This window comes from Bradyrhizobium sp. B039, assembly GCF_038965675.1.
In the GTDB taxonomy this organism is placed as follows: domain Bacteria; phylum Pseudomonadota; class Alphaproteobacteria; order Rhizobiales; family Xanthobacteraceae; genus Bradyrhizobium; species Bradyrhizobium diazoefficiens.
In genome coordinates, this window is record NZ_CP152416.1 from 1,842,087 (window position 1) to 1,866,459 (window position 24,373).

Here is a 24,373-nt window from a genome sequence, read left to right on the forward strand (position 1 = left end):
ACAGGCTTGAGTTCGTCCTACTCCTTTACCGCGCCGGCGAGGGCACTGGCTTTGGCTGTGGCGGAATCTCGAAGCTGACCGTCTTGCTGTCGATCACGCGGTGTGTGGGATCGGCCAGCTCGAACAGCACCTTGTGCGGGCCCGGCTTCAGTCCGACCACGATCACGGTCTCGCCACTGGCATCGACAAAATGCCACGGCGCGTCGTCGACCGTAACGTGGACGTGGCCGATGCGTGGCGATACGTCGAGCGCGCCCTTACCGAACACCGGCACCACGCGCAGGTTTTCCGTCGCATACTGGATGAAGACGAGGCCTCGCGCCAACTGCTCGGCGAGCGGCGGATCGACGATCAGCCGGGCGGGCGCCTCGTTTTCGATCGCAACCAGCGGGGAGGGGCCACGCACGTCTCTGGCGGTCTGGGCGACGGCGGTCGCTGCAAACAATGTGGAGGCCGCCAGAACGGCCATGCAGTCGAGGGGGGCGTACATGGCCGTTCCTTCCGAAGGGATCAGGCGATCTTGCGGGCGAGGAAGTCGCGGATCAGCGGGACCATTTCGTCGAACTTGTCCTCGAGCGCGAAATGGCCGGTGTTGATGAGGTGAAATTCCACCTGGGGCAGGTCGCGTTTGTAGGGATGGGCGCCGTCGGCGGGAAAGATGAAATCGTTCTTGCCCCAGACGATCAGTGTCGGCGGCTTGTGCTTGCGGAAGTAGGCCTGCACCGCGGGATACAGCGGCAGGTTGGTCCGGTAGTCGTAGAACAGGTCCATCTGGATTTCGCTGTTGCCGGGACGGTCGAGCAGCGCCTGATCGTGCACCCAGTTGTCCGGTGAAATCCGGCTGACGTCGGACATGCCGTCGGTGTACTGGAATTTCGTGGTCTCCAGCGTGACGAGCTTCATCAACGCCTGCCGGCTCGCATCGGATCCGTCGGCCCAGTATTGCTTGATCGGATCCCAGAACTTCTTCAGCCCTTCGTCATAGGCGTTGCCGTTCTGCACGATCAGGCCGCTGACGCGCTCGGGATGCTTGAGCGCCAGCCGCCAGCCCACGGGAGCGCCGTAATCCATGACATACATCGCATAGCGGGTGACACCGAGCTGATCGAGCAGGCCGTCGACGAGCTCACCGAAACGGTCGAACGTGTACTTGAACGACGCGCGCGGCGGCATGTCGCTCTGGCCGTAGCCGGGGTAGTCGGGAGCGATCACGTGGTAGCGGTCGGCCAGAGCCGGGATCAGGTTGCGGAACATGTGCGAGGAGGTCGGGAAGCCGTGCAGCAGCAGTACCGCAGGTGCGTCCTTCGGACCCGCCTCGCGATAGAAGATCCTGATGCCGTCGACGGTCGTGGTTCGATGATGGACGACCGGATAGCCGCCGCCTTGCGCGCCGGCTTGCGACTTGGCCGATGCAGCCTGCGGAGCCGCGGCAACAGCCATCCCGGACAATCCGAGAATCAGGCGCCGCCGATCGAGCCGGGCTGGCGCCGGTGTGAATTCTGCGATGCTCATGTCGGTCTCCCCGTTAAACTCGGTGGTCGGACGTCAGTCGTCCGCTCCTCAAACGCCTTGGTAGACCAGCCTGGTGAAGAAGCCGGGGTCGATCACGAACTGCCCCCATTGCGCGTCGAAGGCCGCGGTTGGCTTCGCCGCGACGGTTTCGTCCCGGGTGCGTCCCTGCGCCTTCAGCCGGGCGACGTTGTCGCGGATCGCGACCAGCATGTCGCGGAACGCCTGAAGCTCGGCCTTGTTGCTGACCGGCTTGCCATGACCGGGAATGATGATCGTATCCTTGTCGGTCGCCGCGAGATTGGCGTCGCATGCCGCGATCATCCCGTCGATGCTGCCGCCGGTCGAATAGTCGATTAACGGATAGATGCCGTTCCAGAATGTGTCGCCGACGTGGACGATGTTGGCTTCCACGAAGGTGACGGAGACGTCGCTGTCGGTGTGTGCGGGCCCGAAATATTTCAGGCTGATCGAGGCGCCGTTGAGACCGAGCTTGTGGCTGCCGGCAAACACTTCGCTGGGAATCCCGCCGGGTCCGAGCGGAAGGAAATTGTAGTCCCAGTCTTCGACGCGCTGAACGCCGAGGAGGTGCTTCCGGGTGTTCTCGTGTGCGATGATCTTCGCGCCGGCCGAATGCAGCCACTCATTGCCGTCGGCATGGTCGAAATGCCAGTGGGTGTTGACGAGATGGGTGACGGGATCGGTGCCGAGACCGGCCAGCGCATTGGTGAGCTGGGCGCGCGACACGCGGATGCCGGCATCGACCAGGAGCTTGCCGTCGGACCCGGTCAGGACGGCGATGTTGCCGCCGGAGCCTTCGAGCACGCTGATATTGTTGCGCAGCCTGGAGGCCGTGATCGGAGAAATTGCCGCACTGTCCTTGATCAGGCTGACGAGGCCGCGCGCCTCGGCGTAGGCCTCGCGCGGTGTGAGCCATCCGGCGGAGGCGGCGAACGTGGCGCCGCCGACGCAACACAGGCAAAAGCCGCGCCGCGATAACGAATTTGGCGATCCCATGCAATTCTCGCTTTCTCGAGCGATAAATTGACGGCGCCAGCGATCGACCCGCCATCACCGTGACATGATGGGACGGAAGAAGTGAGCAGTCTATCGCGATTGCACGATCGTCGCGTGCAACCGCCGATTACTCCTTTACCGCGCCGGTCAGCGAGGACACGTAGTAATCCACGAACAGCGAGTAGAAGATCGCAACCGGCAGCGAGCCGAGCAGCGAGCCCGCCATCAGCGCGCCCCACTGGTAGACGTCGCCGGTGACGAGCTCGGTCAGGATCGCGACCGGCACGGTCTTGTTGGCGCCGCTCTGGATGAAGGCGAGCGCATAGATGAACTCGTTCCAGGACAGCGTGAAGGAGAAGATGCCGGCCGAGATCAGGCCGGGCACGGCCAGCGGCAGCGTGATCCGGCGCAGGATCTGGAGCCGCGTCGCGCCGTCGACCAGCGCGCATTCCTCGAGCTCGTAGGGGATCGACTTGAAATAGCCGATCAGGAGCCAGGTGCAGAATGGCACCAGGAAGGTCGGGTAGACCAGGATCAGCGCCATCGGTGAGTCGAACAGGCCGAACTGCACCACGACGGTGGCGAGCGGAATGAACAGGATCGACGGCGGCACGAGGTAGGCGAGATAGATGCCGAGGCCGACATAGGGGCTGCAGCGGAAGCGCAGGCGTTCGATCGCATAGGCGGCAAGCGTGCTCGCGATCAGCGACAGCGTGGTCGAGCCGATCGCAACCAGCATCGTCGTCCACAGCCAGCGGGGATAGGCGGTGTCGAACAGGAGGTGCTTGATGTGCGCCAGCGTCGGCGAGGAGATCCAGAACGGATTGTGCGCCTTGTAGTTCATCAGCTCGGCGTTCGGCTTGAACGAGGTGATCGCCATCCAGTAGAACGGAAACAGCAGGATCAGCACGAAGCAGCCGAGCGGCAGGTAGATCATCATCAGCCGCCGCAGCCCGGAATCCCAGGCCATGGTGTCGGGCGCCGCCTTAGTGTCGGGTGTGGCTTGCGCGACGGTGTCAGTCATTGCTCTCTCCCTGCTGCCATTTGCGGCGCGCCAGGCCGAAATAGGAGAACAGCGTCGCGAACACCAGGAACGGGATCATCGACACCGCGATGGCGGCGCCTTCGCCGAGCTCGCCGCCGGCAATGCCGCGCTGGAAGGCCAGCGTTGCCAGCAAATGGGTGGAGTTGCCGGGGCCGCCGCGGGTGATGGCGTAGACGAGCTGGAAGTCGGTGAAGGTGAAGATGATCGAGAACGTCATCACGATGGCGAGGATCGGCATCATCATCGGGAAGGTGATGTAGCGGAAGCGCTGCCAGGCGCTGGCGCCGTCGAGCATCGCAGCCTCGTAGAGCGAGGGCGAGATGGTCTGCAGGCCCGCCAGCAGCGAGATCGCGACGAAGGGAATGCCGCGCCAGATATTGGCGACGATCAGCGAGAAGCGCGCCGGCCAGGGCGAGCCGAGGAAGTCGATGTTGCTCGACCGCCAGTGCAGCACGTCGACCAGGAGATAGGAGATGATCGAGAATTGCGGATCGTAGATCCACCAGAACGCCAGCGCCGAGAGCACCGTCGGCACGATCCAGGGCAGGAGAATGATCGCCCGCAGCAGGCTCTTGAACGGAAAATGGTTGTTGAGCAGGAGCGCCAGCCAGAAGCCGAGCGCGAACTTCCCGAACGTCGCTATGCCCGTGTAGACCACGCTGTAGAACACCGCGTTCCACCACAGGGGATCGGTGAGCAGATACTGGAAGTTTTCCAGGCCGACATAGTCGCCCTTGCGGCCGATCGTGGTGTCGGTGAAGGCGAGCCAGATGCCGAGGCCGAGCGGATAGGTCAGGAACACCGCCAGCAGCCCGATCGCGGGCGCAAGGCACATCACGATCAGGAACGGCTTGTAGTCGAACAGGCGCACCAGCCAGGACGGCTGCCGCTGGGCCAGGGCGAGAGGGGGAAGTGTGGTCACGGACATCGTGTCGTTGTCCTGTTCAGGGCTATCACCACACCGTCATTGCGAGCGAAGCGACTTGTCCGCCGAGGCCTTGGCGAAGGCGGAAGCAATCCAGTGTGTTTCCGCGGATGCAGTCTGGATTGCTTCGTCGCTTTGCTCCTCGCAATAACGGTTGCTTTGTCGGCGGCCGTTACTTCTGCCGCCGGAAGTATCGCTTGCAGCGCTGTTCGGCTTCCGCGGCTGCGGCTTCCGGCGTGGCAGCGCCGGTCGCGACCGACGCGCACATCTGAATCAGAACGTAGTCGGCGCTGACGGCACCGGTCGCCGTCGAGATCGGGCCCCTGTAGCCGTCATAATAGGTGCTGTTCATGGTGTCCTTGAACAGCTTCACCTTGGGGTCCTGCGACCACACGGCGGCATCGGCATAGGCGGCCAGCGGCTGGGCCCAGTAGCCGGAGTTGGCATTGAGCCACGGCTCGTACTGGTCCTTTTCCAGCATGTATTGCAGGAAGGCCTTTGCGGCGTTGGGATACTGGCTGTGCTTGAACACCATGGCGTTCAACGTCAGGCCGGCCATCGGCGAGATCTTGGCGACGCCCTTCGGCAGCAACTGATGCTCGCTGTCGTCGGCGATCGCCTTGGTCGCCGGATCGTTCTTCAGCGAGAAGTACAGCGAGACGCCGTTGGCGGTCAGCGCGATCTCCTGCGAGGAGTAGGCGCGGTTGTTGCTGACGTCGTTCCACGAGGTCGTGCCGGCGATGAAGGTCGGGTAGAGCTGCTTGACCCAGTTCAGCGCGGCAATCGTCTCCTTGCTGTTGATGGTGACGTTACCCTCTTCGTCGAGCAGGGCGGCGTTGTGTGACCACAGTGCCCAGTTCGCAAAACCGTTGCCGTCGCCCTTGGCGTTGCCGAGCGCGAAGCCGGCCGGCTTGCCGGCCTTCTGCAGCTTCTGGCAGAGGTCGACGATGCCGGCGTGGTCCTCCGGCACCTTGTCGAAGCCGACCGATTGCAGGATCGACTTGCGGTAGATCAGCGGACCCGCGGTGGCGCCGAACGGCAGTCCGATCCAGGCGTCGCTCTTGTTCCTCTTGCCGTAGCGCTGCGCCAGCGGCAGCCAGCCGCCGTAACGCTTGCCGACATAGTCGGCGACGTCGGTCAGCTCGATCAGCTTGTCGATGTAGATGTGCGGAGCATCGGAGAAGCCGATGATGATGTCGGGGCCGGCACCGGAATTGGCCGTCACCGCGGTCTGCTGGTTGATGTCCTCCCAGCCGACGAAATCGACCTTGACCTCGACCCCGGTCTCCTTGGTGAATTTGGCCGCGTTGGCGCGAAACACGTCCTCGTCGGCCTGCACGAACCGCACCGGCCGCAGCATGCGCAGGCTCGCGCCCTTCTCGATCGCGAGCTTGGGGGCCGGCACATCGGCGGCCTTGATCTGTGATGGCGGTGTTTGCGCCGCAGCACCGGTTGCCGCGAACGTCGCAGCGGACAGGCCCAGCGCCAAGGCGTCACGACGTGTCAGGTCGTTCCTCATCAGTTCCTCCCTGTTGTCTCCCTTCCCGGCGTTGATCGCCGGTGAAGGGTCTTCCGGTTTCCGGCGCGTCGTGCGGCCGGCCGCCTAGCTGTTCGGTCCGCGATCCATGCTGACGGGCTGCCAACGGCGGAGCGCGGTGCTTTGCAGCACCGACGGATTGACGCAGCTTACCGGCCACATGCCCTGAAGCACCAGTGACAATTCGTAGCCCACGCGGCGCTTGCGTGCCTCGTCGAACCGTGCCGAGGCCGAGGCGACATGGGCGGTCAGGGTCACGTTCTCCATGCTGAGGATGGGATTGTTGTGCGAGGGCGGCTCCTTCTCCAGCACGTCGAGGGCGGCGTGCGCGATCCAGCCCTCCTGCAGCGCCTTGATCAGGCTCTCCTCGTCCACCGTGGCGCCGCGACCGGTGTTGATGAAGATCGAGCCCTTCTTCATCTGCCGGAAGTGCTTCTCGGTCAGCATGTGGTGCACTTCGGGCCGCGCGGGCGCGTGCATCGAGACGAAGTCGGATTGCGACAGCACCTCGTTCAGCGTCGCGGGGATGACGCCGTGGTCGTACATCAGCGTTTCCTGGATGAAGGGGTCGTAGGCCATCATGCGCAGGCCGAACGGCGCGGCGCGCTTCGCAACCGCGCGCGCGACGCGTCCGAACGAGATGAAGCCGAGCGTCTGGCCCATCAGCCGCGGGATCTTCAGCAGCGCCGGCCGGCCCTCGGCCCAGCGGCCGCTGCGCACCATCCTGTCCTGCTCGACCAGGCGGCGGAAGCCGGCGAGCAGCAGCATCATGGCGTGGTCCGCGACCTCCTCGATGAAGGTGTCGGGGATGTTGGTGACGGGAATGCCGCGCGCGGTGGCGGCCTTCACGTCGACGCTGTCCACGCCGACCGAGCCGAGCGTGATGACCTTGCAGTTCTCCAGTGCGTCGATGATCGACTTGGTGATCGGGATGCCCTTGGCATAGATGGCGTCGGCGTTTTTCGCGGCGGCAATGAACTCGGCTTCGTTGGCCGGAGCTTCGATGATCTCGGCGTCGATCGGATCAAGCGCCTCGCGCTCGTAGGAATAATCGCTGCCCGCGACCGTGAAGCTCGCGCCCTTCGGCGTCACCACCCTGTATTTCGGCATTTCCTGCTCCCGATTTGGTTTGTCGGTTCTTGTTGCGGCCCGGCCTTCTCGGCGGGCCTTTGCGTCTTTTACGCGAAATCGGGGTGCGTGCGTACAATCGCCGGTTGCCGGCTTGACCATTATTTGCCGGTTTTCGCGGCATCGTCAGGGCTTCTACGGAGGCACGTAAGTAACTTGCTAAGGGGTCACACACTAAAAGTTGATTCAAATAAAAAGGTCTGCGCGAGCCCGCGTCACCCGAGGAGCCCATCGTGAAGTTGAGCAATCTGAAGATCGCCCCCAAGCTTGGCATCCTTGTCGGTGTTACCCTGTTCGGCCTTTGCATCTCCGGAGTTCTCGCCGGCTACCTGATGAAGCAGGAGATGGTGAATGCGCGCATCGACCAGGCCAAGGCGATCGTCGAGTTGGGGCGCAACTACGCCGCTGCGCTGAAGAAGCGCGTCGATGCCGGCGAGATGACGAAGGACGCGGCCATGGCCGAGCTTCGCCGCTACGGCAATGCGATGACCTACGACAACGGTGCGGGCTACCTGTTCGGCACGTCCTATGACGGCATCACGCAGCTTGCCCCCGATCCGAAGCAGATCGGCGCCAACCGCATGGATGTGGTGACCAACGGCCGCAGGCTGTCGGTCGAGCTGATGGATGGCGTCAAGGCCAATGGTTCGATCCTGCTGTATTATGAATACATGAAGCCCGGCCAGGAGAAGCCGATCCGCAAGCTCGGCTACGCGGTCGCCGTTCCCGGCTTCGACATGTATCTCGGCACCGGCGCCTATCTCGAGGATATCGACGCCAAGATGGGGCCGGTCTACTGGCTGCTCGGCCTCGCCATGCTCGGCATCGTCATCGTCGCCGGCAGCGTCGCCTGGATGATCGGACGCAGCATCAGCCGTCCGCTGGCGCTGCTCGGCGCCCGCATGAAGGATCTCGCCGACGGCAAGCTCGAGGGTGACATTCCCGGCGTCGGCCGCGGCGACGAGGTCGGCGCAATGGCCTCGACCGTTCAGATCTTCAAGGACAATGCGGTCCGTATTCGTGACCTCGAGAAGACCGAGGCGGACGCCAAGGAACGCGCCGCGGCGGATCGTCGCAGCGCGATGGAAGAGATCGCCAACGACTTCGAACGCAGCGTCAACGGCATCGTTCGCTCGGTCTCCTCGGCCGCGGCCGGCATGCAGAGCACGGCGCAGTCGATGACGGCGACCGCGAGCGACGCCTCCTCGCGCGCGGCGACAGTCGGCGCGGCTTCGCAGAAGGCCTCCGGCAATGTCGGCACGGTTGCCGCCGCCGCCGAAGAGCTGTCGAGCTCGGTTGCGGAAATCTCCCGCCAGGTGACGCGTTCGACCGAAGTGGCGAGCCGGGCGGTCAACGACGCCGAGCGCACCAACGCCACGGTGCAGGAGCTCTCCACCGGCGCGGAGAAGATCGGCGAGGTGGTCAAGCTCATTCATTCGATCGCGGCGCAGACCAACCTGCTCGCGCTCAACGCCACCATCGAGGCGGCGCGCGCCGGCGAGTCCGGCCGCGGCTTCGCCGTCGTCGCCTCCGAGGTCAAGGCGCTCGCCAACCAGACCGCGAAGGCCACCGAGGAAATCTCCGCCCAGGTCGCGGCGATGCAGACCTCGACCAGCGATGCGGTCGCGGCGATCGGCGGCATCACCCAGACGATTGCCGAGATGAGCGAGATCACGGCGGGCATTTCCGCCTCGATCGAGCAGCAGGGCGAGGCGACGCGCGAGATCGCCCGCAACATCCAGTCGGTCGCCGCCGGATCGAACGAGATCAATGCCAATATTGGCAGCGTCACCTCGGCCGCGGAAGCGACCGGCACCGCCGCCACCGACGTGCTCACCAACGCCCGCGAGCTGGACAGCCAGTCCGGCGCGCTACGCAGCGCGGTGGACGGCTTCCTCGCCAAGGTGCGCGCGGCGTAAGCTCAAGCGCACGGAATTCGTAGGGTGGGCAAAGACGCGTAAGCGTCGTGCCCACCTTTCTTTTTGAGTTCGCTGTGACGTCTCGGTGGGCACGTTACACTTTGCCCACCCTACGAGACCGTCTTACTGCTTCTCGATCTTCGCGTTGGTGATCAGCCTCTCCCACAGCACCAGCTGCTCGTTCACGAAGGTGCCGAGCTGTTCCGGCGTGCCCGAGAAGGCATCCATGCCGAGGGTGGCGAGTTGCGCCTTGATCTCCGGCTTCTCGACGATCTTCCTGATCTCGGCGTTGAGCCGCGTCACGATCTCCTTCGGCATGCCGGCCGGACCGAAATAGCCCTGCCACGAGGAGATGTCGAAGTCCGGCACGCCGGCCTCCTGCATCGAGGGCAGGTTCGGCACCAGCGGAGAGCGGTCCTTGGTGGTGACGGCGAGCGCGCGCAGCGCGTTGCCGTTGACGTGCGGCAGGCCGGTCAGGATGTCCACGAACATCATCGAGACGCGGCCGCCCATGACGTCGTTGAGCGCCGGCGGCGAGCTCTTGTAGGGCACGTGCAGCAGGTCGAGCCCGGCATTGTGCGCGAAGGTCGCACCCGACACGATCGCCGACGACGAGCCCGAGGCGTAGCTCAGCTTGCCCGGATTGGCCTTGCCGTAGGCGACCAGCTCGCCGACGGTCTTGGCCGGCACCTCGGGGTGAATGACCAACATGAAGGGCAAATCGCCGGTGCGCGCGATCGGGGTGAAATCCTTGACCGGATCGTAAGTGAGGCTCTTGAGCAGGTAGGGATTGGCCGAATGCGTCGTGTTGGTCGTCACCAGCAGCGTGTAGCCGTCGGGGGCGGCGCGCGCGACAAAAGTTGCCGCGATCATGCCGTTGGCGCCCGCCTTGTTCTCGATCACGATGCCAACGCCGAGCGCCTGCGACAGATGCTGCGAGATCAGCCGCGTCGTGGTGTCGGTGCCGCTGCCGGCCGCGAAGGGCAGCACCAGCGTGATGTTGCGGCTGGGGTAATTGTCGGCCTGTGCGGCGGTCGAGGCGGCGAGGCAGAGCGCGGCCGTGCCGATGGTGCGCAGGTTTCGAATCAACGCTGAAAGCATGTCTGGTCGTTCCCTCTTTTTCGTTGGCGGGGAACCTAGCTTCTCTTTGTTGGAATCGGAAGGCTCGAGTTTGTTGCCTTGTCTCCGCGTCGCGGAATTATTTCACCGCCGCGCCCTGGCGCGAGGCGATCACGACGCCGGCGAGCACCAGCGCGTAGCCGATCAGGTGAAACGGCTGGAGCTTTTCGCCGAGCAGCAGGATCGCCATCGCCGAGCCGAACACCGGCACGAGATGGAAGAACGGCGCGGCCCGGTTCGGCCCGATCAGCGCCACGCCGCGGTTGAAGAAGAGATAGGCGAGCGTCGAGGGGAAGATCAGGATGTAGCCGAACGTTGCCAGCGTCACCCCATCGAATTGCATGACGTTGCCGCTCCAGGCCTCCCAGACGGCGGTGGGCAGCAGCATGATCGCGCCACAGCAGGTCGTGAAGGACAGGAAGGAGAGCTGATGGACCTTCGGCCGGCGCGGGATGAAGGCGGAGTAGAGTCCGAATGCCACCAGCGAGGACGCGAACATGATGTCGCCCCTGTTGAAGCTGATGCTGGCAAGGGCGGAGAGATCGCCGCGCAGGATGATGGTCAGCACGCCGAGAAGCGAGATCGCGATGCCGGCGAGCTGCGCAGCCGTCAGCCGCACGCCGAACAGCGCCAGCGACCACAGCGCGACGAACAGCGGTCCGGCCGACTGGATCAGCAGCGCGTTCAGCGCTTCGGTGTATTGCAGCGCCCAGTACGAGATCGCGTTGTTGAAGGCAAAACCCACCAGCGACAGGAACAGCATCAGGGGCAGGCTCTTGCGCAGAGCCCGCCAGTCGCGCTTCAGATGCGGCCAGGCGAACGGCAGCAGGATGAGGAACACGCCGAACCAGCGGATCGTGGTCACCGTCAGCGGCGGCACATGCGCGCCGACATGGCGCGCGAGCACGATGTTGCCGGCCCAGAACAACGAGCTCAGGCTGAGCAGCAGATAGGGCTGGTTGTTGAGCCAACTGGCCGGATTCGAGGCTGGTGGCGCGGGCGAAGCGGTCGTCATTGGGGTCGGATACAACCTTGCGCCGGATTGCCGTCGCGACACAAGTCACGCCGCCGCAATGCTACAATGCACGCATGACCTGAGGAGGTGCCGTTGGCGGTCAATATGTTGAACATCAAGGGCCTGGAAGGGCTCGACCGGCATGCGCCGGTGGTGATGCTGAATCTGATGCGCTTCCACGCGCGCTCGCGCGACGGTGACGGTTCGGGGTGGGACGCCTATTTGCGCTACAGCGCGATCACCGTTCCCATGATCAAGGTACGCGGCGGCACACTGCTCTGGACCGGCGAGGCCAAGGCGGTCGCGCTCGGCCCGCAACCGGGCAATGACTGGGATTTCGTCGCGCTGGTCCACTACCCCACCGTCGCAGCCTTTCTCGACATGATGACGTCGGAGGCCTACGAGCGTGAAGCCGACCCCCACCGCGTCAACGGCTGCGCCGAGCACGTCATCATCGCGACGAGCGAGGCGTACAGCAAGTTCAAGATGAAATAGCGCGCGCTCTTGCGTGTGAGCCTCTCGCGCCGGCAGAGCCGCCGCGGCCTATTTCTTCCGCTCCGCGCGCGCATCCGGCATCGACGCATCCACAGCGGCGTGGCACGCCGTCTGCAACAGGCGGCAGACCTCCTCCGTCGACCGCTGCGGGCTCAGCGCTGCGAAGGTCGGATAGCTCGTCAGTACGAAGATCAGGTCGACGGCATCCTGCATGGCCCGCTTTGCGGCACGGCTCTCGGTGATGCGTGTCACCAGTCCCGTCACAAGCTCACGCCGCCGTTCGTTGCGCGCGACCAGCGCATTGCCGAATTCGGGATCGGTTGCGATCGCCTGGTTGAGGCCGCCGATCGCGGGGTCGTGCGCCCAGAAGGTGCAGAAGATCGCGACGACGCGATCGAGCGCGGCGCGTGGATCCGGCAGCGCCATCACGTCGGCCAGTTCGAACAGCCCGCCCTGCCGTGCGATGTCGTCGAACACGGCCTCCAGCAGTCCGCGCCGGGATCCGAACTGGTTGTAGACGGTCAGCCGCGTGACGCCGGCCGCCTTCGCCACCACGTCGAGCGAGAAGTTCGCGATGCTCGCATCCTTGCGCAGCAGGCGCGCGCCGGCCGCGATGATGCGTTCGCGCGTCTCCGCGGCCGCGGAGGCGCGGACCGAGCTCACATAGCTGCGCTTCGGCATCGCCCTGCCATTGTCTTGACGTATTGATTATACATAATGTATATCCAATTTAGGAGCCGGTTTGGAGCTTGCCATGCAGACTGCCCTCGTAATCGCACTGTCGCTTCATGTGTTGTCGTCCGTGTTCTGGGCCGGATCAAGCTTTGCGCTGGCGCGAACCGGAGCAGCCGGGGGCGAGCAGCTCGTCGGTCCGCAACTCGGCGCGGCGATGATTGCGATCCTCACCGGCGGCTATCTCGGGCATCTCGTTCATTCCGGCAGTTTTGGCGCGGCCGAGCAAGTGCTCGCGCTTGGTGCGGTTTGCGCGCTGATCGCAGCCGGCGTTCAGGCCGCAACCGGTCCTCGTGCGCTGCTGAGCTTGCGTCGTGGCACGAGCGAGGCGACCAATGTGCGTTCGCGCATCGCGACCGCCCAGCGCGTGGCCGCCGCTCTGCTCGCCATCACCGCCCTCTGCATGGGCGCGGCGCGCTACATCTAGGGGCTCGTTCATCCAAGGTAACAGCCGACGGCGAGGCGCCACAACGGCCCCGAGGCCGGCAGGCACTCTCGCAAGCAGAACTTTGCAATAGCGCGGCATCCCGCCGCTGAAGAAGGAAAAGCAATGTCCAGGATGATTCTGCTGAACCTGCCCGTGCGCGATCTCGCCGCATCGACGGCGTTCTATGTGGCGCTCGGCGGTACGGTGAACCCTCAGTTCTCGGGCGAGAGTTCGACCTCGCTCATGATCACGGACGCGATTGGCGTGATGCTGCTGACCCACGACCACTATCGCCAATTCACCAAACGCCCGATTGGTGACCCGCGCCGCGACAGTCAGGTCTTGATCGCCCTCACGGTCGATGACCGCGACGCCGTCGATGCAACGCTGACTCGCGCGGTGGCGGCGGGTGGTCGCGCCGATCCCAACCCGGCACAGGATCTCGGCTTCATGTATAACCGCCACATTGAAGATCCGGACGGCTATGTTTGGGAAATCGTATGGATGAACCCATCAGCGAGCACCTGACCGCAGAACGCTGCGCGGCGAGCTGACAAGGCGGGCTAGCTCGCCTGCTTCCTTGACGCCGCGAACACGCCGGACAGCACCAGCGCGAAACCGATAAAGTGGAACGCCTGCGGGCGTTCGCCCAGGAAAACCATCGCCATGATCGAACCGAACACCGGCACGACGTGGAAGAACGGCGCGGCGCGGTTGGCGCCGATCAGGCGCACCCCGCGATTGAAGCAGAGATAGGCGAGGGTGGAGGGGAAGACCGCGACATAGAACAGGGTCAGCAGGTTCGGCGCGTCGAACTTCATCACGGGCCGCGCGGACAATTCCCAGATCTCCAGCGGGATCAGGCATGCGGCGCCGGCACCGAAGGTGAAGGCGAGGAACGACAGGCCGTGCATCGCCGGCCGCTTCAGGCTCAGCACCGAATAGAGCGCGAAGATCAGCAGCGCGAGGAGGAAGATGAGGTCGCCCTTGTTGAACTCGATGTTCGACAGCGTGGTGAAATCGCCATGCAGCAGGATGGTCAGCACGCCGCACATCGACAGCAGCACGCCGAAGGCCTGCGCCGCGGTGAGCCTGATGCCGAGGATCGCCAGCGACCACAGCGCCACGAGCAGCGGCGCGGCCGACTGGAGCAGCAGCGTATTGAGCGCCTGGGTGTGCTCCAGCGCCCAGTATTGCAGGGTGTTGAAGGCGCCGATGCCGGTGATCGAGAGCGTCACCATCAGGCCGAGCTTGCCGCGGATCGCGGGCCAGTCCTGTGCGAGATGTTTCCAGGCGAACGGCAGCACGAGGAGGAAGGCGAAGAACCAGCGCAGGAACGACAGCGTCACCGGCGGGATGTGGCCGGCGGCAAGCCGCCCGACGATGGCGTTGCCGGCCCAGCACAGCGCGGTGATGCTGAGCAGCAGGTAAGGCTGGTTCGCGACCCAGTTGTGACCGGATGTTTCGGTGCTCGTGGTCTGGCTGGTGGCGGACATTGTGATTGTTATGGCCCCGCGTCATGCGCCGAAGCCCCGGCCCGGCGATGTCCGGGCCGGCTCATAGCCCGGCACCGTCCAAAGACACGGAAATATGCCTGATATCAATGGCGCAGATGCATCGCCATCATGCGCCGCGCGGAACGGCGAAACTTCAGGAAGCCGCCTGTGCGCCGCTTGGCCCCGCATTCGGGTGCATCGCTGCCCGTGCGGCCCAACCTCCGCCGAGAATCGCGCCGGTAAAGCCGCCGCCGCCCGTGAACGCCGAGGCGAGATAAATGCCGTTGATGGCGGTCGCCGGCATTGGCTTGAATCCGCGCGTTTGCGGTGCGAAGCCGTAGATCGCGCCGCCGGGCGTGTTGAGGTAATGCGCGAAGGTTTCGGACGTCGACATCTCGCGCTGCGTGATCGCGCCGGCGATTCCGGGATAATTCCGGTCGAGATCGGCAATGACGAGATCCATCCAGCGCTCCTTGCGGGAGCGCTTTGCTTCGGCGGACAGACCGGTCCAGTTCGCGAGCCGGTCGACGCCGACGAGCGCGCCGAGATAAGGCGGTCTCTCGTTCAGGCCCGTATCGATCTGATCGTAGGCGACGAAGCCGTAGGGGGGGAGACGTGCCGGTGGATCCTCGCCCAGCAGTGCGCCGGCCTCGCGGAAACCGGAGAGTTTCGTCAACCACCCCGGCAGCACGCTGGTCGAATAGTGCCTGACGCCGAAATCGCCGGACGGCCGGCTGAGACCGATCGCTATGCTCCAAAGTGAGATCGATGGTTGCCGGTCTTCGTAGCGCGACAGGAACGCGGCGCGCTTGTCCTGCGGCAGCATCGAGGCCAGCACGGAGGGCGCCGCGTTGCCGAGCAGAATCGGCGCCAGCTCCTCGCGCACATCATCGGCCCTCGTCGCGCGATGACGCACGCCGCGGGCGCGGGCGCCGTCGACCAGAATGGTCTCGACCTCGCGTCCCGCCTCTACCGCACCGCCCGCGTCGCGAATGATCGCGATCAGGCGATCGCTGAGCGCCTGCGACCCGCCGCGGACATAGTGTCCGCCGCCGACGAGATAGGAGGCCTGCGGAATCGCAAACTGGATGAAAGGCATCGTGTCGGGATCGTCGGTGTAGTAGCTGAGGTTGGAGGCAAGCGCGAGCTTGATCGCCTCGCTGTCACCGAACAGGCGGGTGAGCACTTCGCTCAAGGTCGCGTGCCGGTCGCGGATCAGCGGCCACAGGCGCCACGGCAATGTCGGCGCGTTCCAGAGCCACCAGTCGCGGTCGTCCTGATGCTCGCTCATCAGCGCCACCGCCTGCCGGACGGCGTCGATGCGCTCGAAATATTGGGCGATGCCCTTGGCGTGCGCCGGAAACTGCGCCTTCGCCGCGGCCGAGGCGGCTTCGAGGCCGTGCGGCATCACGAAGGGGCGCTCGAACAGAGGGCTCCGCACCTCGTGCAGCGCGCCGACATCCACGAAGGGCAGATCGCGATCGATGCCGAGCGCGCGCAGGATCGGAAGCTTGGGATCGGAGGCGTCCAGGCCGTCGATCTCGTGCAGCGAGGCCTCGATCGCGAGCTGGCCGTGACGATAGACCGTGGCCGCTCCCCCGAAATTCTGGTTGCGCTCGAGTACCAGAACCTCGTGGCCTGCGCGGGCGAGCAGGGCCGCCGCGGTCAGGCCGCCGAGCCCCGATCCGATGGTGATGGCGTCAAAGCTGCGTGACATCTCGGGTGACCTCGCTGCAACATTGAGGCAGACGCCTGGTCCGCCTCCATGGCTCCCGGTTCCATACTAGGAGCGCGCAGCAGGGGGCGCGATTGACCTGCGTCAATCGCTGTCGGTGGAAATTTGTGCGGGTCCGAAATGATCTGAAATATCGCGGTCACAAATCTCTATCGCTTGCGTTTGCTGCGGATCGCGAAGGGCTTCAGCAGCTCGGCGCAGGCGAGATAGACGACGACGAGCAGCGCGATGCCGGCCATCATCAACGGCGGCGGCGCGACAAAGCCGAACCAGGTGCCGACCGGGGTGAACGGCACGACCATCGCGACCAGCAAGGCGATCAGCGACGAGGCCGACAGCACTGGATCGGGCCAATTGCGCCACGGTCGGCCGTTGGTGCGGATGACGAAGATCACCAGGATCTGCGTCGCCATGGATTCGATGAACCAGGCGGTGCGGAACTCGCCGGGCGATGCGTGAAACAGCATGATGAGGGCGCCGAAGGTCAGGAAGTCGAACACCGACGACAGCGGTCCCATGATCGCGGCGAAGCGCGCCAGGTTCGACATGCTCCACACCTGCGGCTGCGCCGTTGCCTGCGCCGAGACCCGGTCGAAGGGAATGCCGAGCTCGGAGAGATCGTAGAGCAGATTGTTGAGCAGGATCTGCGTCGGCAGCATCGGCAGGAACGGCAGCGCGATCGAGGCGGCGGCCATCGACAGCATGTTGCCGAAATTCGAGCTTGCGCCCATGCGGACATATTTGAGGATGTTGGCGAAGGTGCGCCTGCCTTCCTCGACGCCGTCGGCGACGACCTCGAGATCCGAAGCGAGGAGGATCATGTCGGCGGCGGCCTGCGCCACGCCGGTCGCGCCGTCGACCGACAATCCGACGTCGGCGACCTTCAGGGCCGGTGCGTCGTTGATGCCGTCGCCGAGGAAGCCGACCACTTCGCCGCCCGCCTGAAGCGCCCTCACGATGCGCGACTTCTGGTCCGGCGCGAGGCGGCCGAACGCGTCCGTGGAGCGCACCTGCACGGCGAGCGCCGCGTCGCTGAGCGCCGCAACGTCGGTCCCCGACAGTACGCGCTCGGGGTTCAGTCCGACCAGGCTCGCGAGCCGCTTCACCACCACGGGGTCGTCGCCCGAGAGGATCTTCAGGCCCACGCCGCGCGCCGCGAGCTGCGCGATTGCGGCCGCGGCCGTCGGCTTCGGCGGATCGGCGAAGGCGCAAAAGCCCTCGAAGGCGAGATCGGTCTCGTCCTCCGTCTCGACCTCGCGCAGCACGCCGCTCCACGCCCGCGAGGCGATCGCCACGGTGCGCAGGCCCTCGCTCGCGAGCTCACGCACGCGCGCCAGCGCAGCAATGCGCGCGCTCTCGTCCATCGTGCACAATGTGAGCACGGCTTCCGGCGCGCCCTTGACGATGAGTAGCGTGCCTTCGGGGCCGGTCGCGAGCACCGATCCCAGCCGGCGCGAGAAGTCGAAGGCCTGCCGCCCGGCCAGCGTCCAGCCCTGCGCGGCGTCGGGCCGGCCGGCGACGAGCGCGGCATCGAGCGAGCCGCGATCGCCGCCGAGCGATGCTGCGATGGCGCCGAGCTGCGCAGCACGGGCGTTGTCCTTGCCCTCGCCGTCGAGACTTCCGGCGAGCGTGATCTCGGCCGAGGTCAGCGTGCCCGTCTTGTCGGTACACAGGACGGTCATGGCGCCGAGATCGTGGATCGCGGCCAGCCGCTTCACGATCACCTTGCGGCCGGCCATGCGCAGCGCGCCGCGCGACAGCGTCACCGTGGTGATCATCGGCAGCAGCTCCGGCGTCAGCCCGACCGCGAGCGCGACCGCGAACAGCAGCGAATCGAGCACAGGCCGGCCGAACACGACGCGGACGGTGAGCACGACCAGCACCAGCGCGAGCGTGGCCCGCGCGATCACGAGGCCGAACTCGCGCAAATCGCGCTCGAACGGGGAGGGAGCCTGCGCCTCGGCGAGCGCGGATGCGGCCGCGCCGAACACGGTGTCGCGGCCGGTCCTGACGACGAGCGCGATCGCCTCGCCCGTTTGCGCCACGGCGCCGCGGAACAGTGCGTTCGACGTGTCGTCGGGATCGGTGGCAGCGCCTGGGCGCTTCTGCACTGGATAGGGCTCGCCGGTGAGCGCGGCCTCCCCGGCCGTGAAGGCGGTGCTCTCCAGGATCAGCGCATCCGCCGGGATGATGTCGCCGGCGCGGACGCGCAGGAGGTCGCCCGGAACGACGTGGTCGACGTCGATCTCGCGGAAGGCGCCGTCGCGCCTGACCTCGGCCTTGAGCGCCACCGAACGGCGGAGGATCTCGGCGGCGCGGACTGCGTGGCCCTCCTGGATGGTGTCGAGCCCGATCGAGCCGGCGAGAATCAGCACGATGATGAGCCCGCCGATGTCGTCACCGGTCAGCATCGAGACGATGCCGGCGACCAGCAGTATCAGCGACAGCGGCTCCAGCAGCCGGCGCAGGATCGCGCGCATCGCGCCCTCGATGCGCGGCGGTGCGTCGCTGTTCGGCCCGAACCGGCCGAGGCGCTTGGCGGCCTCGGTCGCGGTCAGGCCCTGCAAGGAGCAGCCGAGCTGGGTGCAGAGCGCATCCGTCGGGAGGCGCCAGAACTGGCTCGCCTGGCTGTTCGGTGGCTTGGTCACGGCATATCCGGCATGGAGGCTTCTAGGCCCGGGAAGGGTAAGCGGTGGAGGTGACAGCCATCCCTTGGCGCAATCGCGGGCCGGAACGGTTGATGCGTGTCAATTCCGATGTCGCGGGGCCGCGAATCTTTCAGGATTTTAAGGTTATATCAAAGGCTTGGGGTGCCTTTCCGACCTCGAAAAAGCCCCGTTCTTGCTTGCCTAGAGGGGCCGCTTCCTTTATCCGGTTGGCTGCCTTGCGTGCGAGCGGCCTTGGGCCGCGGAGAGGGCTTGGCGCAGGCATGATCCCGGAAAAGTGGGCACCGGTTTTCCGCGAGGATCATGCCTCCTAGAGACAGATTGAATAGGGATTACCCGCGAATGGCCAATGTTGTCGTCGTCGGCGCCCAGTGGGGCGACGAAGGGAAGGGCAAGATCGTCGACTGGTTGTCGGAGCAGGCGGACATCGTCGTCCGTTTCCAGGGCGGCCATAACGCCGGCCACACGCTGGTGATCAACGGCAAGACCTACAAGCTCGCGCTGCTGCCCTCGGGCGTGCTGCGCGAACACAAGCTGTCGGTGATCGGCAACGGCGTGGTGTTCGACCCCACCGCGTTCCTCGACGAGGTCACCAAGCTGCGCTCGCAGGGCGTCGCCGTCTCTCCGGAAAATCTGCGCGTGGCCGAGAACGTCACCCTGATCCTGCCGCTGCACCGCGAGCTCGACGCGCACCGCGAATCCGCCAATGCGGCGACCGCGATCGGCACCACGCGCCGCGGCATTGGACCGGCCTATGAAGACAAGGTCGGCCGCCGCGCCATCCGCCTGATGGACCTCGCCGACCTCGACACGCTGCCGCACAAGATCGACCGGCTGCTGGCTCACCACAACGCCTTGCGCCGCGGCCTCAATCTGCCGGAGTTCGACGGCAAGGATATCCTGAAGGAATTGACCGCGCTGGCGCCGCAGCTGCTGCCATATGCCGAGACGGTGTGGCGGCTGCTCGACATCAAGCGCCGCGAAGGCAAGCGCATGCTGTTCGAGGGTGCGCAAGGCGCGCTGCTCGACGTCGACCACGGCACCTACCCCTACGTCACCTCGTCCAACACGGTGGCGGCGCAGGCTGCGACCGGCTCGGGCCTCGGCCCCGGCGCGGTCGGCTACGTGCTCGGCCTGTGCAAGGCCTATACGACCCGCGTCGGCCAGGGCCCGTTCCCGACCGAGCAGGACAACGAGATCGGCCGCAAGATCGGCGAGCGCGGCCGTGAGTTCGGAACCAATACCGGGCGGCCCCGCCGCTGCGGCTGGTTCGACGCCGTGCTGGTCCGCCAGGCGGTCCGCACCTGCGGCATCAATGGCCTCGCGCTGACCAAGCTCGACATCCTCGACGGCTTCGACTCGATCGAGGTCTGCACCGGCTACAAGCTTGACGGCAAGGAGATCGACCACTTCCCGGCCGGCGAGGGCGCCCAGGCCCGGGTCGAGCCGATCTACGAGACCATCGAGGGCTGGAAGGAGCCGACCGCCAGTGCACGGTCCTGGGCCGATCTGCCGGCCCAGGCCATCAAATATGTCCGCCGGATCGAGGAATTGGTGGGGTGCCCGGTCGCGCTGCTTTCCACCAGCCCCGAACGCGAAGATACTATCCTGGTGCAAAATCCGTTTGAGGCTTAACGATCTCTTACCGGGACGCGCGTATAGTTGAGTAGAAATGGCTGATTACTATCCGCTGATCGCCCGCGCTATTGCCGCCCTGGATCCCAACGCTCCCGGCGAAAGCCGTCGCGCGCTCTATGAGCGGGCGCGCACGGCGCTGATCGCACAGCTGCGCAGCGTGCAGCCGCCGCTCTCCGAATCCGAGATCACCCGCGAACGGCTGTCGCTGGAAGAGGCTGTCCGCAAGGTCGAATCGGAGGCCGCCCAGCGTGCCCGCGAGGCCTCGCGCCCCGGTGGTGGCGGCACCCGCAGCAGCGGCAGCGGCGATGCCTTCCGCCGCGCCAGCACCCGTGCCACCGAAGGCAACCCGGCCGCAGCCCCACCGGCTGCTCCGCCGCGCGCCCGTCCGGCACCGCCGCCGCCGCGCGCCGACCGCCCGTCCTTCAACGTCGATGACCAGGGCGAGGCCCAGCGTCCGCCGCGCGCGCCCCGTTTCGATGCGCCGCGCCAGCCCGGTCCGCCGGCGCCGCCGCCGCCCGAGCCGCCGGTCCCGCCGCCTGCCGGACGCGAGCGCGCGGGTGGGCGCCGTCCGCCGGACATCGGACCTCCGCCGCCGCTGCCGCCCGCACCTGGCGTGCGCGGCTTCCGCGACATCACCGCCGACGTCAACGATCTCGGCGGCGCCGCCGCGCAGGCCAATCGCGCCGCGCGCCGCACCTACGCCAACGTGCCCTCGCCCTCGCCGGAATTCGACCGGCTGGAGCCGAGCCTGGAGAACCGCGCAGGCGAGGGCGATGCGCCCTATTCCTATGACGAGTCGGTCGAGGAGGCCGAGCGCTATGCGCCGCGGCAGCCGTCGGGGCGCCCGCACATCCCCGTCCTCGACCGCGACGCCAAGAAGCCCAAGCGCGCGCGCTCAGTCTTCCCGTTCAAGAGTGCGATCGCCATCGGCATCGTGTTGATCCTGGTCGGCGCCGGCATTCTCTGGGGCAAGCCGCTGCTCCAGACCGTGAGCGGCCTGTTCAAGTCCTCGCCGACCCAGGTGGTGGAGGCGCCGAAGGATGCGTCCCAGCCGCAGAGCAAGCCGAAGATCCCCGATCGCGTCGGCCAGCCCTCGGCCAGCGACCAGCCGGTCGCGCCGGTGGCGCAGAAGGTCGTGCTCTATGACGAGGATCCGTCCGATCCGAAGGGCAAGCAATATGTCGGCTCGGTGGTGTGGCGGCTCGAGCCGATCAAGGCGTCGGGCAACCAGAAGGCCGACGTCGCCGTGCGCGCCGACATTGAGATTCCCGACCGCAAGTTCAAGATGACGATGTCGTTCCGCCGCAACACTGACTCCTCGCTGCCGGCGAGCCACACCGCGGAATTGACCTTCATCCTGCCGCAGGATTTCCCGGGCGGCAGCGTCTCCAACGTGCCGGGCATTCTGATGAAGTCGAACGAGCAGGCGCGCGGCACGCCGCTCGCAGGGCTCGCGGTCAAGGTCACCGACGGCTTCTTCCTGGTCGGCCTGTCCAACGTCGACGCCGACCGCGCCCGCAACGTCCAGCTCCTGAAGGAGCGTTCCTGGTTCGACGTGCCCCTGGTCTACGCCAACCAGCGCCGCGCCATCATCGCGATCGAGAAGGGCGCCCCCGGCGAGCGCGCCTTCAACGACGCGTTCGCGCAGTGGGGCGATTAGACCACTGGTGCTGCGCACCGAACCGGAATGACATCCTGGATGGATGACTACTGCGCGGCCGCTTCCCGCTTGCGCGATGCCGCGGCGGCGGCGTGCTCGCGGTCCATCACGGCGCGGCAGCCGGGACTGACCTGCGCCTTGTTCCGCACCATGCACGCGGTGATCCGCGGGATGTCGGGAATTTCACTGGAGCACAGCCGCATCGCATCGCCCGAGCACATCTGCTGCGCTTCGGACGAGAAGGCGAAGCCGGGCGATGTCTGGAATGCGACGGCGGTGGTGGCGAGGGCGAAGAGAGTTGCGATGGTCCGGTTGCGTGTCATGCTGAATGTGTCCCCGAGTTCCGTGGGCTTGAGCCGCTTGGTTTTGGGGCGCCTCACGCGGCTTGACCTGCCGCATGTCTCAGCCATCACGCCGGGAACCTCATCCCGCATGTGGTTGCTCGATCTCTCGTGATGTTCGAATCGAAAAGTGCTGCGCCGCCCGAGCCAAGTATGCGCCATTGTCGTATGGCCGCAATGGTCCGCGCGAACGAATTCGCAATTGTTGCGCGCACGTCACGCAGAAAGCGACGCGTTGCGTCAGATGAGGCGATAGGATGGCGTGCTTGTGGCGTCGCTCTCGCCAAGTGCGGCGGCGTGTTCCTCGACGGCGGTGACGCCCTTCGCCGTGAGCTCGAACAGATCGCCGTCCTTCATCACGTAGCCGTCGGCGATCAACTGTCCCATCTTGCCTTGCCGGTCGTCGGCAAAGGCAATGGATTGACTGATGTCCCTGAGGATCGAGAGCTGTTCGTCGCGCAGCATGGCTTCACCTCTCCGTTCAAAGGGACTGTTTCCGATCTTCACATGCCGTGACTGGCGAACACCTTGCTGCACGATTTCGACAGCTTGGCCCGGTTGGCCTGCAGGCAGCTCTGCACCGCGCCGTCATTGCCGAGGTCCTTGCGGCACAGCCGCGAGGCATCGCGCGAGCAGGCGTTCTGCTCCTGCGGTGTGCCCATGTGGCCTTGCGCGAGAGCCGGCGCGCTCGACAGGCCACCGAGGGTTGCAAGCGTGATCGTCGCCAGAAGAAATTTGCGGGACATCGGCGGCTCCGGTCCGAGAGGGGTCATTCAGGTCCTGTCTGAACTCGTCGCCTTGCCACTTGTTCCCCCGGGGAGGAGTCGGCGCCCGCTATTCAAGGTTCCCGAGGCGCTGCTATAACAGGGCCAAAGTGTGAGGGTCTTTGATGAAACGCTATCTGGTGTTTGCGCTGGTCGGGCCGTTTGTCGGCGGGTTCCTGCTGCTGCTGACGACGACCTACCAGTCCGGTTACTGGACCCAGACCAATCTTGGCGAGGTCGGCAAGCTGTTCGCAGTATTCTTCAAGACCCTGCAATACAGCTATCTGTTCGGTTTCCTGCCGTCGCTGATGATCGGCGCGGTCGATGACATCCTGCTCCACATCCGCCGGGTCGGCCCGGTGCTGCGGATGCTGCTGGTCGGCCTGTTCGCCTTCGTCCTGGCCTCGCTGACCTACAGCTCGCGCGGGCCGGATTCGGGCGCGGTTCAGTTCATCCTGTACGGCTTGGTCGGCTTCGTGCCGTCGGTGCTTTCCTCCTGGCTCGTGCATAGATATGTCGAGGAGCCGCAAGCGGCGGCGGCGCCGACCTAACCCGCGCGACGTTCGGGCGCGGTGCAGCAACCTCGGCCGCGCTCGCGAGTTTCCCCTGGGCCATGACCATGTCCGACGACGATATTCTTGCTCCGCGCAAATCCCGTTCCGGGAGCCGTTCGCGCGCCACCTTCTCAGGCACGGAACCACGCGGGCCGATCATCGACCAGGACGGCCGCGAGATCCGGCCCGAGACGCTGGAGCAGGGATTTCGCGAGTTTCGTTTTGAGTTCGGCCAAAACAATCCCTTGGGAGGCAATCCGTTCGGCAACCTGACGCGCGAGCAGCGCATCGCGCGGCTCGAGGCGATCGCCAGGCTGCTCGACGTCGCCTTCATCCTGCCCGGCACCAACATCCGCTACGGCATCGACGGCCTGATCGGACTGATCCCCGTCGTCGGCGACATCATCACCACCGCGATCTCGCTGTGGCTGGTGCGCGAGGCGCGCGCGCTGGGCGCGCCCTGGTACCTCACGGCGCGCATGCTCGGCAATGTCGCGGTCGACGGCGTGGTCGGCATGGTGCCGCTTGCGGGCGACGCCTTCGACGTCATGTTCCGCGCCAACATGCGCAACATGCGCCTGCTCCGCCGCTGGCTCGACAAGCAGCCGCGGATCTGAATCCACGCTCTGCGCTTCCAAAACGCAAAAAGCG

The 24,373-nt window shown here is 65.7% G+C and carries 24 protein-coding genes; 8 read left to right on the forward strand and 16 right to left on the reverse strand.

What is annotated here, in order from left to right; genetic code table 11:
- Nucleotides 1-25: 25 nt before the first annotated feature.
- The 7 genes from AAFG50_RS08710 to AAFG50_RS08740 form a co-directional block, all read right to left on the reverse strand.
- Entirely contained in the window at nt 26-490 is a 465-nt protein-coding gene (locus tag AAFG50_RS08710; protein ID WP_028173059.1) for a DUF6130 family protein, read from the reverse strand.
- Between the two features lie 20 nt (nt 491-510).
- Nucleotides 511-1,512: an alpha/beta hydrolase gene (locus tag AAFG50_RS08715; RefSeq protein WP_011089805.1), complete on the reverse strand. Its 1,002-nt coding sequence runs from the start codon at nt 1,510-1,512 to the stop codon at nt 511-513.
- A gap of 48 nt (nt 1,513-1,560) precedes the next feature.
- Nucleotides 1,561-2,526, reverse strand: coding sequence for an MBL fold metallo-hydrolase (locus AAFG50_RS08720; protein ID WP_028173060.1), 966 nt, complete (start codon nt 2,524-2,526; stop codon nt 1,561-1,563).
- A gap of 127 nt (nt 2,527-2,653) precedes the next feature.
- On the reverse strand, nt 2,654-3,496 hold the full coding sequence (locus AAFG50_RS08725) for a carbohydrate ABC transporter permease (protein ID WP_231166712.1): 843 nt from the start codon (nt 3,494-3,496) through the stop codon (nt 2,654-2,656).
- A 46-nt stretch (nt 3,497-3,542) separates the two neighbouring features.
- A complete protein-coding gene (locus tag AAFG50_RS08730; protein WP_011089802.1) occupies nt 3,543-4,499 on the reverse strand; it encodes a sugar ABC transporter permease in 957 nt (318 codons plus the stop codon).
- 169 nt (nt 4,500-4,668) lie between these two features.
- The gene (locus AAFG50_RS08735; RefSeq protein ID WP_011089801.1) at nt 4,669-6,015 is read right to left on the reverse strand and encodes an extracellular solute-binding protein; all 1,347 of its coding nucleotides are present in this window, start codon (nt 6,013-6,015) and stop codon (nt 4,669-4,671) included.
- A gap of 84 nt (nt 6,016-6,099) precedes the next feature.
- Nucleotides 6,100-7,143: a C-terminal binding protein gene (locus tag AAFG50_RS08740; RefSeq protein ID WP_028173062.1), complete on the reverse strand. Its 1,044-nt coding sequence runs from the start codon at nt 7,141-7,143 to the stop codon at nt 6,100-6,102.
- 251 nt (nt 7,144-7,394) lie between these two features.
- Here AAFG50_RS08740 and AAFG50_RS08745 point away from each other — a divergent pair, with 251 nt between their 5' ends.
- Nucleotides 7,395-9,080 carry a methyl-accepting chemotaxis protein gene (locus AAFG50_RS08745; RefSeq protein ID WP_028173063.1) on the forward strand — a complete coding sequence of 562 codons (1,686 nt, stop codon included), beginning with the start codon at nt 7,395-7,397 and terminating at the stop codon, nt 9,078-9,080.
- Nucleotides 9,081-9,203: 123 nt separating this feature from the next.
- Here the strand turns inward: AAFG50_RS08745 and AAFG50_RS08750 are convergent, their stop codons facing one another.
- Together AAFG50_RS08750 and AAFG50_RS08755 are read right to left on the reverse strand one after the other, a co-directional pair.
- Nucleotides 9,204-10,181: a tripartite tricarboxylate transporter substrate binding protein gene (locus tag AAFG50_RS08750; RefSeq protein ID WP_028173064.1), complete on the reverse strand. Its 978-nt coding sequence runs from the start codon at nt 10,179-10,181 to the stop codon at nt 9,204-9,206.
- A gap of 97 nt (nt 10,182-10,278) precedes the next feature.
- Nucleotides 10,279-11,214, reverse strand: a complete 936-nt coding sequence (locus AAFG50_RS08755) for a DMT family transporter (protein WP_028173065.1) — start codon at nt 11,212-11,214, stop codon at nt 10,279-10,281.
- Between the two features lie 93 nt (nt 11,215-11,307).
- Here AAFG50_RS08755 and AAFG50_RS08760 point away from each other — a divergent pair, with 93 nt between their 5' ends.
- Nucleotides 11,308-11,709: a DUF1330 domain-containing protein gene (locus AAFG50_RS08760; RefSeq protein WP_028173066.1), complete on the forward strand. Its 402-nt coding sequence runs from the start codon at nt 11,308-11,310 to the stop codon at nt 11,707-11,709.
- A gap of 48 nt (nt 11,710-11,757) precedes the next feature.
- Here the strand turns inward: AAFG50_RS08760 and AAFG50_RS08765 are convergent, their stop codons facing one another.
- A complete protein-coding gene (locus AAFG50_RS08765) occupies nt 11,758-12,390 on the reverse strand; it encodes a TetR/AcrR family transcriptional regulator (RefSeq protein WP_028173067.1) in 633 nt (210 codons plus the stop codon).
- A gap of 73 nt (nt 12,391-12,463) precedes the next feature.
- Here AAFG50_RS08765 and AAFG50_RS08770 point away from each other — a divergent pair, with 73 nt between their 5' ends.
- The gene (locus AAFG50_RS08770) at nt 12,464-12,868 is read left to right on the forward strand and encodes a hypothetical protein (RefSeq protein ID WP_011089794.1); all 405 of its coding nucleotides are present in this window, start codon (nt 12,464-12,466) and stop codon (nt 12,866-12,868) included.
- Nucleotides 12,869-12,991: 123 nt separating this feature from the next.
- Nucleotides 12,992-13,396 carry a VOC family protein gene (locus AAFG50_RS08775; RefSeq protein ID WP_028173068.1) on the forward strand — a complete coding sequence of 135 codons (405 nt, stop codon included), beginning with the start codon at nt 12,992-12,994 and terminating at the stop codon, nt 13,394-13,396.
- A gap of 35 nt (nt 13,397-13,431) precedes the next feature.
- On the opposite strand, the gene AAFG50_RS08780 is transcribed toward AAFG50_RS08775, so the two are convergent.
- From AAFG50_RS08780 to mgtA, 3 genes are all read right to left on the reverse strand, one after another.
- Nucleotides 13,432-14,364 (reverse strand): DMT family transporter, encoded by a 933-nt coding sequence (locus AAFG50_RS08780; protein WP_028173069.1) that lies wholly within the window; start codon nt 14,362-14,364, stop codon nt 13,432-13,434.
- A 154-nt stretch (nt 14,365-14,518) separates the two neighbouring features.
- Nucleotides 14,519-16,081, reverse strand: a complete 1,563-nt coding sequence (locus tag AAFG50_RS08785) for an FAD-dependent oxidoreductase (RefSeq protein WP_049832450.1) — start codon at nt 16,079-16,081, stop codon at nt 14,519-14,521.
- A 167-nt stretch (nt 16,082-16,248) separates the two neighbouring features.
- Complete coding sequence (mgtA, locus tag AAFG50_RS08790; protein WP_028173070.1) at nt 16,249-18,747, reverse strand: magnesium-translocating P-type ATPase; 2,499 nt, start codon at nt 18,745-18,747, stop codon at nt 16,249-16,251.
- A 360-nt stretch (nt 18,748-19,107) separates the two neighbouring features.
- Between mgtA and AAFG50_RS08795 the strand changes: the two genes are divergently transcribed.
- Complete coding sequence (locus AAFG50_RS08795; RefSeq protein WP_028173071.1) at nt 19,108-20,400, forward strand: adenylosuccinate synthase; 1,293 nt, start codon at nt 19,108-19,110, stop codon at nt 20,398-20,400.
- A 37-nt stretch (nt 20,401-20,437) separates the two neighbouring features.
- Entirely contained in the window at nt 20,438-22,063 is a 1,626-nt protein-coding gene (locus AAFG50_RS08800; RefSeq protein ID WP_028173072.1) for a hypothetical protein, read from the forward strand.
- Nucleotides 22,064-22,110: 47 nt separating this feature from the next.
- Here AAFG50_RS08800 and AAFG50_RS08805 read toward each other — a convergent pair whose 3' ends face one another.
- The 3 genes from AAFG50_RS08805 to AAFG50_RS08815 all read right to left on the reverse strand — a co-directional run bounded on the left by AAFG50_RS08805 (nt 22,111) and on the right by AAFG50_RS08815 (nt 23,150).
- Entirely contained in the window at nt 22,111-22,473 is a 363-nt protein-coding gene (locus AAFG50_RS08805) for a hypothetical protein (protein WP_028173073.1), read from the reverse strand.
- A 171-nt stretch (nt 22,474-22,644) separates the two neighbouring features.
- Nucleotides 22,645-22,869: a hypothetical protein gene (locus tag AAFG50_RS08810; RefSeq protein WP_028173074.1), complete on the reverse strand. Its 225-nt coding sequence runs from the start codon at nt 22,867-22,869 to the stop codon at nt 22,645-22,647.
- Between the two features lie 38 nt (nt 22,870-22,907).
- Nucleotides 22,908-23,150: a hypothetical protein gene (locus AAFG50_RS08815; protein WP_028173075.1), complete on the reverse strand. Its 243-nt coding sequence runs from the start codon at nt 23,148-23,150 to the stop codon at nt 22,908-22,910.
- 143 nt (nt 23,151-23,293) lie between these two features.
- Here AAFG50_RS08815 and AAFG50_RS08820 point away from each other — a divergent pair, with 143 nt between their 5' ends.
- Together AAFG50_RS08820 and AAFG50_RS08825 are read left to right on the forward strand one after the other, a co-directional pair.
- Complete coding sequence (locus AAFG50_RS08820) at nt 23,294-23,719, forward strand: DUF5413 family protein (protein ID WP_011089784.1); 426 nt, start codon at nt 23,294-23,296, stop codon at nt 23,717-23,719.
- 62 nt (nt 23,720-23,781) lie between these two features.
- The gene (locus AAFG50_RS08825) at nt 23,782-24,339 is read left to right on the forward strand and encodes a DUF4112 domain-containing protein (RefSeq protein ID WP_028173076.1); all 558 of its coding nucleotides are present in this window, start codon (nt 23,782-23,784) and stop codon (nt 24,337-24,339) included.
- Nucleotides 24,340-24,373: the final 34 nt, after the last annotated feature.

Bases quoted from the DNA above. Each gene is read 5' to 3' on its own strand.
- AAFG50_RS08795 (WP_028173071.1), top strand. From the start codon at position 19,108: ATGGCCAATGTTGTCGTCGTCGGCGCCCAGTGGGGCGACGAAGGGAAG.
- AAFG50_RS08740 (WP_028173062.1), bottom strand. From the start codon at position 7,143: ATGCCGAAATACAGGGTGGTGACGCCGAAGGGCGCGAGCTTCACGGTC.
- AAFG50_RS08735 (WP_011089801.1), bottom strand. From the start codon at position 6,015: ATGAGGAACGACCTGACACGTCGTGACGCCTTGGCGCTGGGCCTGTCC.
- AAFG50_RS08820 (WP_011089784.1), top strand. From the start codon at position 23,294: ATGAAACGCTATCTGGTGTTTGCGCTGGTCGGGCCGTTTGTCGGCGGG.
- AAFG50_RS08710 (WP_028173059.1), bottom strand. From the start codon at position 490: ATGTACGCCCCCCTCGACTGCATGGCCGTTCTGGCGGCCTCCACATTG.
- AAFG50_RS08755 (WP_028173065.1), bottom strand. From the start codon at position 11,214: ATGACGACCGCTTCGCCCGCGCCACCAGCCTCGAATCCGGCCAGTTGG.
- AAFG50_RS08800 (WP_028173072.1), top strand. From the start codon at position 20,438: ATGGCTGATTACTATCCGCTGATCGCCCGCGCTATTGCCGCCCTGGAT.
- AAFG50_RS08775 (WP_028173068.1), top strand. From the start codon at position 12,992: ATGTCCAGGATGATTCTGCTGAACCTGCCCGTGCGCGATCTCGCCGCA.
- AAFG50_RS08720 (WP_028173060.1), bottom strand. From the start codon at position 2,526: ATGGGATCGCCAAATTCGTTATCGCGGCGCGGCTTTTGCCTGTGTTGC.
- AAFG50_RS08715 (WP_011089805.1), bottom strand. From the start codon at position 1,512: ATGAGCATCGCAGAATTCACACCGGCGCCAGCCCGGCTCGATCGGCGG.
- AAFG50_RS08825 (WP_028173076.1), top strand. From the start codon at position 23,782: ATGACCATGTCCGACGACGATATTCTTGCTCCGCGCAAATCCCGTTCC.
- AAFG50_RS08785 (WP_049832450.1), bottom strand. From the start codon at position 16,081: ATGTCACGCAGCTTTGACGCCATCACCATCGGATCGGGGCTCGGCGGC.
- AAFG50_RS08780 (WP_028173069.1), bottom strand. From the start codon at position 14,364: ATGTCCGCCACCAGCCAGACCACGAGCACCGAAACATCCGGTCACAAC.
- AAFG50_RS08805 (WP_028173073.1), bottom strand. From the start codon at position 22,473: ATGGCTGAGACATGCGGCAGGTCAAGCCGCGTGAGGCGCCCCAAAACC.
- AAFG50_RS08765 (WP_028173067.1), bottom strand. From the start codon at position 12,390: ATGCCGAAGCGCAGCTATGTGAGCTCGGTCCGCGCCTCCGCGGCCGCG.
- AAFG50_RS08725 (WP_231166712.1), bottom strand. From the start codon at position 3,496: ATGGCCTGGGATTCCGGGCTGCGGCGGCTGATGATGATCTACCTGCCG.
- AAFG50_RS08770 (WP_011089794.1), top strand. From the start codon at position 12,464: ATGCAGACTGCCCTCGTAATCGCACTGTCGCTTCATGTGTTGTCGTCC.
- AAFG50_RS08810 (WP_028173074.1), bottom strand. From the start codon at position 22,869: ATGCTGCGCGACGAACAGCTCTCGATCCTCAGGGACATCAGTCAATCC.
- AAFG50_RS08815 (WP_028173075.1), bottom strand. From the start codon at position 23,150: ATGTCCCGCAAATTTCTTCTGGCGACGATCACGCTTGCAACCCTCGGT.
- AAFG50_RS08730 (WP_011089802.1), bottom strand. From the start codon at position 4,499: ATGTCCGTGACCACACTTCCCCCTCTCGCCCTGGCCCAGCGGCAGCCG.
- AAFG50_RS08750 (WP_028173064.1), bottom strand. From the start codon at position 10,181: ATGCTTTCAGCGTTGATTCGAAACCTGCGCACCATCGGCACGGCCGCG.